Annotated in this window: 18 protein-coding genes; 6 read left to right on the top strand and 12 right to left on the bottom strand. The window is 70.6% G+C overall.

The annotated features are described in order from the left end of the window. Positions 1-10: 10 nt before the first annotated feature. A complete protein-coding gene (locus H4W81_RS29135; protein ID WP_192777743.1) occupies positions 11-343 on the bottom strand; it encodes a TfoX/Sxy family protein in 333 nt (110 codons plus the stop codon). Positions 344-365: 22 nt separating this feature from the next. Further along, a complete protein-coding gene (locus H4W81_RS29130; RefSeq protein WP_192777742.1) occupies positions 366-743 on the bottom strand; it encodes a nuclear transport factor 2 family protein in 378 nt (125 codons plus the stop codon). Here H4W81_RS29130 and H4W81_RS29125 point away from each other — a divergent pair. Then, positions 742-1,770 (top strand): RNA polymerase subunit sigma-70, encoded by a 1,029-nt coding sequence (locus H4W81_RS29125; protein WP_225958840.1) that lies wholly within the window; start codon positions 742-744, stop codon positions 1,768-1,770. The genes H4W81_RS29130 and H4W81_RS29125 overlap by 2 nt on opposite strands. Before the next feature lie 146 nt (positions 1,771-1,916). On the opposite strand, the gene H4W81_RS29120 is transcribed toward H4W81_RS29125, so the two are convergent. The 3 genes from H4W81_RS29120 to H4W81_RS29110 are packed head-to-tail and all read right to left on the bottom strand — an operon-like array spanning position 1,917 to position 3,644. Further along, complete coding sequence (locus H4W81_RS29120; protein ID WP_192777741.1) at positions 1,917-3,002, bottom strand: Zn-dependent alcohol dehydrogenase; 1,086 nt, start codon at positions 3,000-3,002, stop codon at positions 1,917-1,919. A 7-nt stretch (positions 3,003-3,009) separates the two neighbouring features. Then, positions 3,010-3,201, bottom strand: coding sequence for a ferredoxin (locus H4W81_RS29115; RefSeq protein ID WP_192777740.1), 192 nt, complete (start codon positions 3,199-3,201; stop codon positions 3,010-3,012). Then, on the bottom strand, positions 3,198-3,644 hold the full coding sequence (locus H4W81_RS29110; RefSeq protein ID WP_192777739.1) for a pyridoxamine 5'-phosphate oxidase family protein: 447 nt from the start codon (positions 3,642-3,644) through the stop codon (positions 3,198-3,200). Before H4W81_RS29110 ends, H4W81_RS29115 begins: the two co-directional genes overlap by 4 nt. 78 nt (positions 3,645-3,722) lie before the next feature. On the opposite strand from H4W81_RS29110, the gene H4W81_RS29105 reads away from it, so the two are divergent. Then, entirely contained in the window at positions 3,723-4,346 is a 624-nt protein-coding gene (locus H4W81_RS29105) for a class I SAM-dependent methyltransferase (protein WP_420538727.1), read from the top strand. Here H4W81_RS29105 and H4W81_RS29100 read toward each other — a convergent pair. From H4W81_RS29100 to H4W81_RS29085, 4 genes are all read right to left on the bottom strand, one after another. Beyond that, positions 4,343-5,308 (bottom strand): DUF1702 family protein, encoded by a 966-nt coding sequence (locus H4W81_RS29100; RefSeq protein WP_192777738.1) that lies wholly within the window; start codon positions 5,306-5,308, stop codon positions 4,343-4,345. The genes H4W81_RS29105 and H4W81_RS29100 overlap by 4 nt on opposite strands. 159 nt (positions 5,309-5,467) lie before the next feature. Then, a complete protein-coding gene (locus H4W81_RS29095) occupies positions 5,468-6,535 on the bottom strand; it encodes a prenyltransferase/squalene oxidase repeat-containing protein (protein ID WP_318782021.1) in 1,068 nt (355 codons plus the stop codon). Continuing rightward, positions 6,532-7,239, bottom strand: coding sequence for a class I SAM-dependent methyltransferase (locus H4W81_RS29090; protein ID WP_192777737.1), 708 nt, complete (start codon positions 7,237-7,239; stop codon positions 6,532-6,534). Before H4W81_RS29090 ends, H4W81_RS29095 begins: the two co-directional genes overlap by 4 nt. Then, the gene (locus tag H4W81_RS29085) at positions 7,233-8,477 is read right to left on the bottom strand and encodes a glycosyltransferase family 4 protein (RefSeq protein WP_192777736.1); all 1,245 of its coding nucleotides are present in this window, start codon (positions 8,475-8,477) and stop codon (positions 7,233-7,235) included. Before H4W81_RS29085 ends, H4W81_RS29090 begins: the two co-directional genes overlap by 7 nt. Before the next feature lie 232 nt (positions 8,478-8,709). Here H4W81_RS29085 and H4W81_RS29080 point away from each other — a divergent pair, with 232 nt between their 5' ends. Next, positions 8,710-9,714 (top strand): GDP-mannose 4,6-dehydratase, encoded by a 1,005-nt coding sequence (locus H4W81_RS29080; RefSeq protein WP_192777735.1) that lies wholly within the window; start codon positions 8,710-8,712, stop codon positions 9,712-9,714. Positions 9,715-9,802: 88 nt separating this feature from the next. Continuing rightward, entirely contained in the window at positions 9,803-10,591 is a 789-nt protein-coding gene (locus tag H4W81_RS29075; protein ID WP_192777734.1) for a type IV toxin-antitoxin system AbiEi family antitoxin, read from the top strand. Here H4W81_RS29075 and H4W81_RS29070 read toward each other — a convergent pair whose 3' ends face one another. Genes H4W81_RS29070 through H4W81_RS29060 form a run of 3 tightly spaced genes read right to left on the bottom strand, consistent with a single transcriptional unit; the run spans position 10,592 to position 12,109 of the window. Then, positions 10,592-11,059, bottom strand: coding sequence for a DUF2000 domain-containing protein (locus H4W81_RS29070; protein ID WP_344820587.1), 468 nt, complete (start codon positions 11,057-11,059; stop codon positions 10,592-10,594). Next, complete coding sequence (locus tag H4W81_RS29065; RefSeq protein ID WP_192777733.1) at positions 11,056-11,373, bottom strand: DMT family transporter; 318 nt, start codon at positions 11,371-11,373, stop codon at positions 11,056-11,058. Before H4W81_RS29065 ends, H4W81_RS29070 begins: the two co-directional genes overlap by 4 nt. A gap of 4 nt (positions 11,374-11,377) precedes the next feature. After that, a complete protein-coding gene (locus tag H4W81_RS29060; protein WP_192777732.1) occupies positions 11,378-12,109 on the bottom strand; it encodes an SDR family NAD(P)-dependent oxidoreductase in 732 nt (243 codons plus the stop codon). Between the two features lie 85 nt (positions 12,110-12,194). On the opposite strand from H4W81_RS29060, the gene H4W81_RS29055 reads away from it, so the two are divergent. Then, the gene (locus H4W81_RS29055; protein ID WP_192777731.1) at positions 12,195-12,770 is read left to right on the top strand and encodes a TetR/AcrR family transcriptional regulator; all 576 of its coding nucleotides are present in this window, start codon (positions 12,195-12,197) and stop codon (positions 12,768-12,770) included. Between the two features lie 410 nt (positions 12,771-13,180). After that, positions 13,181-14,044, top strand: a complete 864-nt coding sequence (locus H4W81_RS29050) for a helix-turn-helix transcriptional regulator (protein ID WP_318782020.1) — start codon at positions 13,181-13,183, stop codon at positions 14,042-14,044. Positions 14,045-14,106: the final 62 nt, after the last annotated feature.

Below are 14,106 nucleotides of genomic sequence, written 5' to 3'. Positions count from 1 at the left end.
GTCGCGGCCGTCACTTCGGCGGCAGGGTCCGAGCGTAGGTCAGGCTCCGCCGCACCCACCTGGCCAGGTCCGGCGGCGTGGCGCAGGCCTCCGGAGTCGCGGTGATCCAGCCGACCATCAGCCGGCCGCGCATGACCATCGCGGCGGTGCCGGCCTCGGCGAGCATCGCGTCGTGGTCGTCAGGGGCGATCCGCACCAGCAGGCCGCCCTCGCCCCGTACGGCGATGGCCATGTTGCCGCACACCAGCCACACGAGCCCGCCGAACATCCGCCGCCGTGTCACGTCCGGCCGGCCGCCGAGCAGGTCCTCCACCCGGCTGGCCAACACCTCGTCGTACGCCACCGCTTGCTCCTCCCTCCGCGTGCTACGGACGGGCCGGCTCCTGCCGGCGGCGGAACTCGTCGAACGGCGTGCGGTCGAACACGAAGCGGTTGTAGACGATCTTCCCGTCTCGGACCGTGACGCATTCGGCCGCCGGTGCGCTCTTGGCCGGGATCGTCTCGGTGTCGTACACGAGCACGGCCGTGCTGTCATCCCCGAACGCGGCGATCATCTCCACGCTGATGAGGAGCCGCTCGGCGAAGGGCGCCAGGAAGTCCCGGTACGCCTCGATGCCGACGATCCGTCCCGCCGGGGCGTCGCACACCACCTCGTCGGCGAGGTACGTCAACGCCAGGTCGAGGTCCTTACCGGTCCACGCGCGGTGGTAGGCGAGCGCGATCTGCAATGCTGGGTTGGTCATGATGTCTCCTTCCGGTGTCACCTCTTACGACACCGGCGAGCCGCAGAACGGAACGGTCGTGGCGGAAATCGCGTTCGATGAGCTGATCCCGGCGTACCGGCACGAGTTGCTGTTGCACTGCTACCGGCTGCTCGGCTCGCTGACCGACGCGGAGGACGTGCTGCAGGAGACGCTGCTGGCGGCCTGGCGCGGCTTGGACGGCTTCCAACATCGCGCGTCGGTGCGGTCGTGGCTGTACCGCATCGCCACCAACCGCTGCCTCAACGCGCTGCGCGACCGCGGCCGGCGGATCCCGCCCGAACCCCGCCCGCCGTTCCAGCCGCCCGAGCCCAGCCGCCACGGCGACGTGCCGTGGCTCCAGCCGTACCCGGACACGCTGCTGGAGCACGTGCCCGACGCTGAGCCCGGCCCCGAGGCGCGCTACGCGACACGGGAGGCGATCGAGCTGGCGTTCGTCGCCGCGCTCCAGCGGCTCCCGCCGCGGCAGGCCGCCGCCCTGGTGCTCTGCGACGTGCTCGGCTACCCGCTCGGCGCGGCCGCGCCGATGCTCGACACCACACCGACCGCCGTCAAAGGACTGCTGCAGCGGGCACGGACCGCTCTCGGCCGGCACCGCGGCGACGCCCGAGCCGAACCGCCCGCGCCGGGGTCGGCACAGGAGCGCCACCTGGTCCACCGCTTCGCCGAGGCCTTCACCACCGACGACATCGACACACTGGTCACCCTGCTCACCGACGACGCGTGGCTGGCCATGCCGCCCGCGCCGCACGAGTACCACGGCGCCACGGCGATCGCCGCATTCCTGCGGGCGAGCGCCGCATGGCGCGCGGATCGGCGCTTCGAGTTGCGCCCGACCCGCGCCAACGGGCAGCCGGCGTTCACGTGGCGTCTTGCCGGCGCCGTCGAACCACCCGCAGGGGTGATCGTGCTCACGCTCACCGGCGATCGCCTCCGCGGCATCACCCGATTCCACGACGACCGGCTACCGCGCCATTTCGAATCATCACTCGCCGACCAGGCATCATGACGCTTCAGACGCCCGCTAGCCGCGTCGGCACCAAAGATCACGGGAGACGTGACGGCTCTAGCAGTGCCTTCCTGGTGTGGCTCACCTGACTTCAGGGCCCCGGCTCCGGTTGAGGGCGTCGAGCCCCCCACAAGACGCCGCAGCCGTTAGTCGATGAGGACGATTTGGCGGAGGGCTTCGCCGTTGCGCAGGGCGGCGACCGCCTCGTTCAGGTCCGTCAGCTTGATGCGGGCGCTGATCATCGAGTCGAGGTCGAGCTGGCCCGACTTGTACAGCTCGCCGAAGTACGGGAAGTCGTGGCGCACGTCCGCCTCGCCGTACAGCGAGGAGAGCAGGTTCTTGCCCTCGAACAGCAGGCTGAAGGCGGAGATCTGCACCATGTCGTCCATGGCGCCCGCGCCGACCACGATGACGTCGCCGCCCTGGCGGGTGAGCTGCCAGGCGGACTGGATGGTGGCGGCCTTGCCGACCACCTCGAAGCCGTAGTCGAAGCCCGCCCCGCCGGTGAGCTCCTGCAGCGCCCCTGGCAGGTCGTCGGGGGTGACGGCGTGGGTGGCGCCGACCTTGAGGGCGAGCTCGTGCTTGGCGGCGAGGGGGTCGATGGCGAGGATGGTGCGGGCGCCGGAGATGCGGGCGCCCTGGATGACCGAGAGGCCGACGCCGCCGCAGCCGATGACGGCGACGGTGCTGCCGGGCCGTACGCGGGCGGTGTTGATGGCCGCGCCGACGCCGGTGGTGATGCCGCAGCCGATCAGGGCGGCCGCCTCCCACGGGAGAGAGGGGTCGACCTTGATGGCGCCCTGCCACGGCACGACGATCTCCTCGGCCCAGGTGCCGCACCCGGCCATGCCGTACGCCATGGTGTCGCCGCCGATCCGGAAGTTCCCGGTGGTGAAGGACTCGACGATGTACTTCATGCAGAGGTACGGCTGGCCGCCCACGCACAGCGCGCACTCCTGGCAGGAGGGCCGCCAGTTGATGATGACGTGGTCGCCGGGCTGGACGGAGGTGACGTGGTCGCCCACCTCGACGACCTCGCCCGCCCCCTCGTGGCCGAGGACCAGCGGCACCGGCTGGGGCACCACGCCGCTCATCGCCGACAGGTCGGAGTGGCAGACGCCGGTCGCCCTGATCTTCACGCGCACCTGCGTCGGGCCGACCGGAGCCAGCGTGACGTCGTCGCGGATGTCGAGCTTGTCGTCTCCTACGGTGTGGAGCAGCGCTGCGCGCATGGGGGGTTCACTCCTCGAGAGAGAGGGCGGCTTTCGGACATGACCGCACCGCGTGGCGGACGCGGTCCAACATCTCGGGCGGCGGCTCGGGCAGCAGGATGTGCAGCTGGTCGTCGTCGTCCACTTCGAAGACTTCAGGGACGAGTCCCATGCAGACCGCGTTGGCCTCGCACACCAGGTCGTCGACTTTGATTCTCATGACAGCCTCCTGTGGTCCCATGACACCACTTTGGTGGGCTCCACGACGAAGGCGACGCGTTTTCTCCCCGTGTGCTCCACGTATTCGCGGAGCAGCTCGTCGGGCACGCCGGGTGTCATCCTCCTGGCGATCTCCATGCCGATGTCGAGCGTCCTGCCGGCCTGCTTGGCCACGCCGTACAGCAGGATGCCGCGCAGTTCGGCGTAGTCGTCGCCGGTCTCGATCAGGCAGCTGACGCGCGGGTCGCGCTCGAGGTTCCGTGTCTTCTGGGCCTTGCCGTAGGTCCAGAAGGCGATCCTGCCCTCGCCGTCCAGCGCGTAGAACATGGTGACCAGATGCGGCGTGCCGTCCGCGTTGATGGTCGCGAGCTGCAGCTTGCGCGACTCCCTGAGGAAGGCGGTGACGTCGTCGTCGGACATCGCGATGCGGGCGCGCTGGTTCACGTTGCCAAGTAGAACAGGTTCCAGAATCCGGTTCAAGAGGAATGTTCGGTTTGCAGGTCCTCCAGTAGGGTGCTCGTCATGGAGATGCCGCCCCACCTGCTGCAGGCCGCCGAGCGCGCCAAGGGTTTCATGCCCCGTGTCGAGGGGCGGGCCCTCTACGAGGCGGCCCTCCAGTACGGCAAGCACGGTCCCATCTGCGAGATCGGCACCTACTGCGGCAAGTCGGCCGTCTACCTCGGCGCGGCCGCCAGGCAGGTCGGCTCGGTCGTGGTGACGGTCGACCACCACAGGGGTTCGGAGGAGATCCAGCCCGGCTGGGCGCACCACGACCCGACGCTGGTGGATCCGCGCTTCGGCAAGATGGACTCCCTGCCGACCTTCCGCGCCACGATCGCCGCGGCCGGGCTCGAGGACGAGGTCATCGCGATCGTGGGCAGGTCGGAGCAGGTGGCGCGGCTGTGGAACACGCCGCTCGGCATGCTGTTCATCGACGGCGGCCACTCCGAGGAGCCGGTGACGCGCGACTACGAGGGCTGGGCGCCGCACGTCGCCCCCGGCGGCGCGCTGGTCTTCCACGACATCTATCCCGACCCCGCCGACGGCGGCCAGGCCCCCTACCGCGTCTATCTGCGCGCGCTGGAGTCGGGAGCCTTCAAGGAGGTCTCGGTGACGGGCTCGCTGAGGGTCCTCGCGCGCCTCTAGCGGTGGCGGCGGGTCATCGCGCGGCGCGTGTGGGCGTGCCAGGCCTGGAAGTCCTCGTGGGTGTGGGGGTCGTGGCCCAGCGCGATCAGCGCGGTGTCCGTCCACGACGCCGCCTCCTCGGGGTCGGCCCCCGCCAGCAGGTGGACGGCGTGCCCCGCCTGCTCGGGCACGTGTCCCTCCTGCAGCCGTGCGGCGATCGCGAAGGCCGCGCCCTGCGCCAGATGGGCGCGGAAGCCGTCGGCGGTGGCGTGGGCCGCCAGGCTGCAGAGCTCGTCCAGGTCGGCGCCGCCCACGTAGGTGGCCGCGAACGCCACCCCGCTCCACAGGTCGCCCCTGCGCCCCGCGGGGAACTCCGCGACGCGCGCCGCGACGTCCTCGGGGCAGGCGCAGTCGTGGAACCACAGCATGCGGCCCAGGCCCTGGTCGAAGATGGCCCGATGCCCCCTGGTCAGCAGGTCGGGCATGGACCGCTCGCCCACCATGCGGTCGGCGTGGGTGAGCGAGCGCTGGAAGCCGAACCCGTCGACCGCCAGCCACCGCAGCAGCGGATGGCTGCTCCTGAACCCCCAGAGCGGGCGCAGGCGCAACCTGGCGTAGGCGCGGCCGATGCCCAGGTGCGCGGCGTGCCGATGGCGTACGGCGAGGCCGGCCAGCAGTTCGTGCACCCGCCGGCCCCTGCTCATGGTGATCAGGTCGAGCGTGGCGCACGCCATGGCCGCGCCCTCGTAGCCGAACCCCCGCTGCTCGGCGGGCAACTCGTCGATCTTGCCCGTCTCGTAGGACAGGACGGCGTTGTAGCCGAAGATGTGGGAGCGTTCGGCTCGCTCCAGCGTGGCGCGGACCTCACCGGCTCTGAGGCGGAAACGCCGCCTGCCCAGATCGGCCTCGGCCGGATCCTTCGCCAGGAGGCGGCGCATGCCCTGCGCGGGGGAGTTGATCGGCTCGATCCTGAGCTGGTCCAAGAACGGCAGTGTGCCCGTGTCGCCCACTCTTCCCCCGAAGACGCATCGTACGGCCAGCCACGAACCTAGTGACGGCCTTGCGGCGCTCCTCGACGGCGCTCCGATTCTCGTGGCAAAGAAACGGCAAAACGGCTTGCTTCGGGGGTGATGTAACGGCGATCAGCCGGAGTCGTGCTGGAGTGGCGTGCTTGGACGGACCTCAGCCACGTGAGCGCGGTGGGGCCAGGCCTGCCTGCCGTACGTGGAGGGGATGTCGCGGAAGAGGGCCGCGCCCGAGGTGAGCCCGAGCAGGGCGTCGGCGGCGAGCACCACCGCGGCGGCGGTGTAGCCGGATCGCTCGTGCGGGAAGTGCTTGCGGTTGGCGAACTGCCAGCCCGTCCAGTACGAGCCGTCCTCGTGGCGCAGGTGCTGCATGTCGGCGAACAGCTGCTCGGCGCGCTCGCGGTCACCCAGGGCGTCGAGCGCCAGGACCAGCTCGCAGGTCTCCGCGCCGGTCACCCACGGCTGGTCGGAGACGCAGCGGATGCCGAGGCCCGGCACCACGAACGTGTCCCACTCCTTGTCCAGCAGGTCGGCCCCCTGGTCACCGCGGACGGCGCCGCCGAGGACGGGGTAGTACCAGTCCATCGAGAAGCGGCTCTTGTCGGCGAAGGCGTCGGGGTGGTTCTGCAGCGCGCCGGCCAGCCGGTCGGCGGCCAGCTCCCAGTGCGGCTGAGGGTCGTCGAGGCGGTCGGCGAGCAGGACGCCGCTGCGCAGGCCCTGGTGGATGGAGGAACAGCCGGTGAGCAGGGCGTATCCCGCGGCGCGGCCCTGGGCGTCGCGCTCCCAGACGATCTCGCCGCGCGGGGTCTGGAGGTCGACGACGTAGTCGAGGGCCTTCTTGACCATGGGCCAGCGCTCGCGCGCCCGCTCCGGCTCGCCGGTGACCAGGAGGTCGTGCCAGACGCCGACCGCGACGTACGCGGCGTGGTTGGACTCCCCGCCTCGCTCGACGGCCTCTCCCTTGACCAGCTTCATGGGCCAGGAGCCGTCGTCGCGCTGGTGTCGCTCCAGCCAGGCGTAGCCGCGCTCGACGTTGCCGGTGAGGCCCGCCACCGCCATGGCCATCAGGCACTCGACGTGGTTCCACGCGTCGACGTGGCCCTCGGGCCATGGCACGCCGCCGTCGTCCTCCTGGATGTCCGCGATGCTCTGCGCCGTCTGGAGGACCTGGCCGCTGGAGATCACGCGGGCTTCCTGAGGTAGAGCACCACGCTCTTGCCGATGAGCTGGTTCAGCACCGCCTCGGCGATCCTGGTCGTCCTGGGCCGCTTCATGATGTCCCAGACCAGCAGCTGATGGTAGGCCTTGACCAGCGGGTGCTCGTCATTGTCGACGCCGACCGCGCACTTGATCCACCAGTACGGCGCGTGCAGGCCGTGCGCGAAGTGGTGCGGGCCGACCTTGAAGCCGGTGGCCTTGAGCTTGGCCCTGAGCTCCGCCAGCGTGTAGATCCGGATGTGCCCGCCGGGAGCGGTGTGGTACTCCTCGCTCAGCGCCCACGAGATCCGCTCGGGCAGGAACGCCGGAACGGTGACCGCGGCCAGCCCGCCCGGCTTGAGCACGCGAAGGATCTCCCGCATGGCGGTCGTGTCCTCGTGGATGTGCTCCAGCACCTCGGCGGCGATCACCCGGTCGAAGGTGCCGTCCTCGAACGGCATGTCCAGCGCGGTGCCCTGCACCGTCTCGCCGGTGCCCACGGCCTCGCCGGTCTCCTCCATCGCCGCGAACATCGACTTGACGCCGTCGAGCTCGGACTGGTCCATGTCGAAGGCGACCACGTCCGCGCCCCTGCGCAGCACCTCGAAGGCGTGGCGGCCGCCGCCGCACCCCAGATCGAGCACGCGCATACCCGGCCCGACCGGCAGCCGGGCGAAGTCGACGGTCAGCACTTGCCGAACTCCTCAATGGCCTCTCCGTAGGCCTCGACGGTCTTCTTGGCGACGACGTTCCAGGTGTAGCGCTCCATCACGCGGTCGTAGCCCGCCCTGCCGACCCGCTCGCGCTCCTCGGGATCGTCGTGCAGGCGGCGCAGCACCGCGGCCAGCTCCTCGGGGTCACCCGGCGTCACCTGCACCGCGGCGTCGCCGACCACCTCGGGCAGCGCACCCGTACGGCTGGCGACCAGCGGCGTGGCGCAGGCCATGTGCTCGACGGCGGGCAGCGAGAAGCCCTCGTAGAGGCTCGGGACCACGGAGATCTCCGAGGTGGCGATCAGCTCGCCCAGCTCGTCGTCGGAGATGCCGTGGACGAAGCGGACCCTGTCCTGCAGGGAGAGCTCCTGGACCAGTTGCTCGGTCGGGCCGCCGGGCGTGGGCTTGCTGACCACGGTGAGGGTCACGTCGCGCTCGGTGGCCAGCTTGGCGACCGCTCTCAGCAGCGTCGAGACGCCCTTCATGGGGGAGTCGGCGCTCGCCACGGCGACGATGGAGCCCTTCCTGCGCGGCTTGTCGGGCCGCGGGTGGAAGTAGCGCGTGTCGACGCCCAGCGGGATCAGGCGCATGTTTGCCTGCGGCACGTTGAAGTCGCGGTGGATGTCGGCCAGGCTCGACTCGCTCACCGTGAGGATCGGGCTCAGCCGCGGGGCGACCTTGGCCTGCATCTTCACGAAGCCGTACCACCGGCGCATGGTGAGCTTCTTGACGCCCTTGGCCGCTTCCAGCTCGATGCGCCGGTCGACGCTGATCGGGTGGTGGATCGTGCCGACCACCGGGAGTAGCTTCTGGATGCCGAGCAGGCCGTACCCGAGCGTCTGGTTGTCCTGGACGACGTCGAAGTCCTTGCGGCGCCGCTTCATCTCGCGGTAGGCGCGCAGCGTGAAGGTCAGCGGCTCGGGGAAGCCCGCCGTCCACATGGTGCCGACCTCGAGCCAGTCGATCCAGTCGCGGTACTCGTGCAGCTTCGGCGTGCGGAAGGGATCCTCGTCGCGGTAGAGGTCGAGGCTCGGGACCTTGTTGAGCACCACGCCCTCGTCGAGCTCGGGGTACGGCTGGCCGGAGAAGACCTCGACGTGGTGGCCGAGTGCGACCAGTTCCCTGCTCAGGTGGCGGAGGTAGACGCCTTGACCTCCACAGGTGGGCTTACTCCGGTAGGACAGCAGCGCGATCCGCAGAGAGTCGCCCACTGGCACCCCTTTCTCCGCCCGGTACCGTGAAAGATGACCTTAGTCTGCGCACCTTACCATTGGGTAGGTATGAGGGGCCTCTTGTGGAATTGTTCCTCGGATGGCTTTCACGGGGCGCGAACTGGGAAGTTAGCCGTACCGAACGTCGTTCGGTGGAACGCGTTCTATGAGGGCTGATGCTTCGTTGGGGGACCTAGCTGTACATTCCCGTCCCAAGGACTATCGATGGAGGGCCTCGTTGGCCAGGCGCGCGCTGATCACCGGCATCACCGGGCAGGACGGTTCCTATCTGGCCGAGCACCTGCTCGCTTCGGGGTACGAGGTGTGGGGTCTGGCCAGGGGGCAGGCCAACCCGCGCGTGTCGAGGATGCGCAAGCTGCTGGCGGATGTCCAGGTGGTCAGGGGTGACCTGCTCGACCAGGGGTCGCTGATCTCCGCGGTGGAGAAGGTGCAGCCGGACGAGGTCTACAACCTCGGGGCGATCTCCTTCGTGCCGATGTCGTGGGAGCAGGCCGAGCTGACGGCCGAGGTCACGGGCATGGGCGTGCTGCGCATGCTGGAGGCCATCAGGGTGTGCTCCTCGCGCGGCGCCTCCATCCGCTTCTACCAGGCCTCCTCGTCGGAGATGTTCGGGCAGGTCAGCGAGACTCCGCAGAACGAGCGCACGTCCTTCCACCCGCGCTCGCCGTACGGCGTGGCCAAGGCCTACGGTCACTTCCTCACCCAGAACTACCGCGAGTCCTACGGGATGTTCGCGGTGTCGGGAATCCTGTTCAACCACGAGTCGCCCCGCAGGGGCGCGGAGTTCGTGACGCGCAAGGTGTCGCTCGGGGCGGCGCGGATCAAGCTCGGTCTCGCCTCCGAGCTGCGGCTCGGCAACCTGGAGGCGCGCCGCGACTGGGGTTTCGCCGGTGACTACGTGCGGGCCATGCATCTCATGCTCCAGGCCGACACCCCCGAGGACTACGTGATCGGTACCGGGCGCACGCACTCGGTCAGGGAACTGGTCGAGGCGGCGTTCACGGCGGCGGGGCTCGACTGGGAGAAGTACGTCGTCGGCGACCAGAGCCTGCACCGGCCCGCCGAGGTGGACCTGCTGTGCGCCGATCCGAAGAAGGCCCGGGTGCAGCTCGGATGGGAGCCCACGGTGCCCTTCGAGGAGTTGGTGGCGATGATGGTCGAATCGGACATCCGGCTCCTGTCCAACGGCGGCGACCCGGACCAGGACTCCTCCTGGCCCTGAGCCGCGACCGCCTGTGGACAACGGCCGGCCGTCCACAGAATCCTGTTCGCACGTCCGGGGCCGCGCGCCGCCCCGCCATCCTGGCCCCGTGCAACCCTCCCTCCTCGACAGGGCCCGCCTGTTCACCGGCATGGTCTCCGGCGCCGCCGCCTGTCTCCGCACCGCCGCTCACATCTGGGGCCTCGACGCCCTGAGCGAGAGCGAGGACGCGTGGCCCGTCGAGCTGGCAGTCCCGCACCCGGCGGAGGTGCCTGGGTGCGCCGTTCATGTCGCCTCGCTCCCGTCCGCCGACGTGACCTGCCACAGGTCCGTCCGCGTGACCACTCCCGAACGCACCGCGTTCGACTGCGCCCAGCGGCTCCCTCGTCCTGAGGGGATCGCCATCGTCGACCAGTTCCTGCGCCGCGGCGTCGATCACGACGGCCTCCTGCGCAGGGCCACGGGCTTCCGCGGCCTCTGGGAGACGCTCGCGATGGCCGACAGGGGCGCCGCCTCCCCTCGGGAGAGCTGGCTCAGGGTCATCCTCGTCGAGGGCGGGCTGCCCCGCCCCGCCACCCAGATCCGCGTCGACCTGCCCGGCGGCCGTCTCGTCCACCTCGACCTCGGATGGCCGGCTTTCATGCTCGCCGTCGAGTACGACGGCCACGAGCACCACACCTCGGCCGCCGACCGCAGGCGCGACCTTGGCCGCCGCGCCGCCCTGCGCACCGCGGGATGGCGCGTCATCACCGTCCGCCGTGACGTGATCCCGGGGCGCGGCGCCGACCTCGTCGAGCAGGTGGCCAACGCCCTGATCGAGTGCGGCTGGAAACCGGCGCCCGATCAGGTCACCCGCATCCTCGGCAGGCTGCGCTCCGCCCGCCGCCGCAGGTGGTGATCACGGATGCAGCGACAGGCCCTTCGTCACCTTGTCCACCGCGTTGCGCGGCCCGTAGATCGCGAGCCCGACCAGCCTCAGGTCCTCCTCCAGCACGGCGCGCACCGCCGCCCTGTTGTCGTCGTCGTTGCCGGTCTTGAACAGATCCTCGGTGTAGACGGCCACCCGCAGCCCGCGGGCCATGGCGCGCTCCCTCACCCCGGCCAGCCCTTCGCCGTCCGTGGCGTAGACGAGCACCGGCTGCCTGAACATCGGGAGGTACTCGTTTCCCGAGCCGTCCTCGTACGGCCGGCCGATCGTCTCCGGCTCCCCACCGGCGACGGCACTGGCCAGGAAGGCGGTGACGTTGAGCTTCTGCCAGGCAGCGAGGTCCTCCCGGACGACGATGCCGATCTTCGTATCGAACCGCATGCCGTCCACCCTGCCGACCGCGCCGTCCTCCGTCTTGAACGCTGGTGCGCGGGTCATCCGTCCAGGAGCCTGAGCCCGATGACGCCGAGCACGATGAGCGCCAGGCAGGCCAGCCTGGCCGGCGACGCGCTCTCGCCCAGGGCGACGATGCCCGCCGCGGCGACTCCGACGGCGCCGAGGCCCACCCAGACGGCGTACGCCGTGCCCATCGGCAGCGACCTGAGCGCGAAGGTGAGCAGCACGAGACTCAGCGCCGCCGCGGCCACGCCGAGGAGCGCGGGCCATGGGCGGGAGAACCCGTCCGAACGCTCGAGCGCGGTGGCCCAGACGATCTCCAGCCCGGCGGCGAGGACGAGCAGCACCCAGGCCATGACGTCAGGCCGTCGTGCCCGCGTCGACGGTGATGGCGGCGCCGGTGATGTGCCTGCCGCCCTCCCCTGCGAGGTGGGCGACGGTGGCGGCGATGTCGTCGGGGCTGCAGTAGGTGTTCAGGGCGGTGAACGCGCGCTCCTCCTCCGCCTCCTGGCTGTCGGCCGGGTTCATCTCCGTGTCCGTCGACCCCGGATGCACGAGGTTGGCGGTGATGCCCCTCGGGCCGAGATCCCTTGCCAGGCCCTTCGTCAGCCCGATCAGCGCCGACTTGCTCATCGAGTAGAGGGTCCAGCCCGGATACGGCACGCGTTCGGCGAGGCTGCTGCCGATGCAGATGATCCGGCCGCCCCTGCCCATGTGCCTGGCGGCCGCCTGGGCCAGCACGAACGCGGCGCGCGCGTGGATCGCCAGTGTGCTGTCGACCTCCTCGAGCGTCACGTCCTCCAGCGGCCCGAACGGCGCGACGCCCGCGTTGCTGACCACCACGTCGATCCGGCCGAACTCGGCGACCGTCCTTTCGACCGCCGCGACGACCTGCCTCGCGTCGGACGCCTCCGCCGCCACGGCCAGCCCGCGAACGCCCGCGGCCTCGATCTCCTTGACGACCGTCGCGGCACGGTCGGCCGCACGCGCATAGGTGATCACCACATCGGCGCCCTCGGCGGCCAGCCTGAGGGCGATGGCGGCCCCGATGCCGCGGCTTCCTCCGGTGACCAGCGCGACTCTGCGTGTCATGACGTCCTCCATATACGGAATAGGTTCCGGTTGCACGATAAACCGGAACGCATTCCGCTTGCAAGGCTTTCAGTAGGCTGTCTCCGTGGAGGCTGTGACCAACCCGCGACGCGAGCGCGTCGACGCCGCGCGCAACCGGGCGAAGATCCTGGCCGCGGCGGCCGAGATCGTCTCCGTCCACGGCGTGGAGGGACTGGCGATGGCCGAGGTCGCCGCCGCTGCGGGGGTGGGCGTCGGCACGCTGTACCGCAGGTTCGGCGACCGCTCGGGGCTGGCGTACGCGCTGATCGACGAGAGGGAGCGCGAGTTCCAGTCGGCCTTCATTCAGGGCCCGCCACCGCTCGGCCCGGGAGCCGACCCGGTGACCAGGATCCGCGCCTTCCTGCACGCGCTGACGGACCGCACGGTCGAGCAGCTCGACCTGCTGCTGATGGCCGAGACGGCGAGCCCTTTCGCCCGGTTCGGCGGCGCGTACGACGGCTACCACGCGCACCTGTCGATGCTCATCGGCCAGGCGGATCCGAAGGCCGACGCCTATGTCCTGGCCGACCAGCTGCTGGCCCCGCTGGCGGCTTCCCTCCTGGCACACCGCCTGCGCACCTGCGGGGTGACCGTCGACCGCGTCAAATCCGCCCTCGACCAACTCCTCCCGCTCCGCTGACACCTCTCCCGGCACGCGGGTTCGACCACCTGGTCTGGTTCTCTTTCGGTGTGCGGGTTCGGCTGTCTGGCTCGGCTCTCTTTCAGCGCGCGCGGTCGATCGCCCGGCCTGGCGCGCGCTCCAGGCGCCCCCTCCGCTACGGCAAGCACCCGACAGGCCACCCCGGTCACCGGTGACCGCCCGTCCTCCACGCCCCTCCAGCGCCGCTGCTGACCCACCGAGACGTCAGGCTCCTTCCACGTCTCCTTCGAACCCCGCCTGGCCGCTTCCGGGCGACCCGCCCGCCTTCCCGCCCGTCCGACGGGGGCTGTCACTTCACCCTGCGCCTCAGCCGCTTCCCGAGGACGCCTCGGTGGCTCCACTGCCTGCGCGAAGCGCTGGTGGGTTGCCGGGTTGGTGAGAATGGGAGGGTGACGCATGACTGGTCCCGCTACTGGCGCTCTCCCGACAGGCCGTTGGAAGCCATGCACGCCCACTTCGTGCGCCACGTCTACCACCGCCACAGCCACGACACCTACAGCTTCGGCGTCACCGAGGACGGCGCCCAGGCCTTCAAGTGCAGGGGCTCGGCGCACACCAGCGCCGCGGGCATGGTCATGGCGTTCAACCCCGACGACCCGCACGACGGACACGCCGCCGACCAGCTCGGGTTCACCTACCGGATCCTCCACATCGGCACGGAGCTGGTGGCCGACGCGTTGGAGGACACCACGGGCCGCCGTACCGGGCTTCCCCTCTTCGCCGAACCCGTCCTCGACGATCCGCTGCTCGCCCGGTCACTGCACGCCCTCCACCTCGCCCTGCTCGGTGGCGCCTCGGCCCTCCGCCGCGACGAGCTGCTCAGGGCGACGCTCGCGGCGATGGCACGCAGGGGCAGCAGGTCTTTCGGCTCCGTGGACGCCCGCCGTCCGGCTGCCGGCGGCACCGCGCTGATCGCCGAACGGGTAAGGAGCCGCCTGAACGACTCCCACCTCGACGACCTCACCGCCACCGACCTGGCGGAGTCGGCGGGATGCAGCCGTTTCACCGTCTACCGGGCCTTCCACGCCGTGTACGGGATGGCCCCGAGCGACTACCAACGCCAGCTCAGACTCCGTACGGCCCGCCGCCTGATCGCCGAGGGTCTCCCGTTGGGGGAGGTCGCGGCGCGGGCGGGTTTCGCCGACCAGAGCCACCTGACCCGCTGGTTCACGCGAACGTACGGCGTCACTCCCGGCGCCTACCGAGAAGCCGCCCATCCGGAACCCTTTCGCGAGGTCACCGGAGGCGGATGATGCCGCAGGCGAGCCCCAGCCGACCCTGGCGGAGGCCGGCTTCGTGGCCTTCCTCCACCAGG

The organism is Nonomuraea africana (assembly GCF_014873535.1).
Lineage (GTDB): Bacteria > Actinomycetota > Actinomycetes > Streptosporangiales > Streptosporangiaceae > Nonomuraea > Nonomuraea africana.
This window is presented reverse-complemented; position numbering and strand designations above follow the sequence as displayed.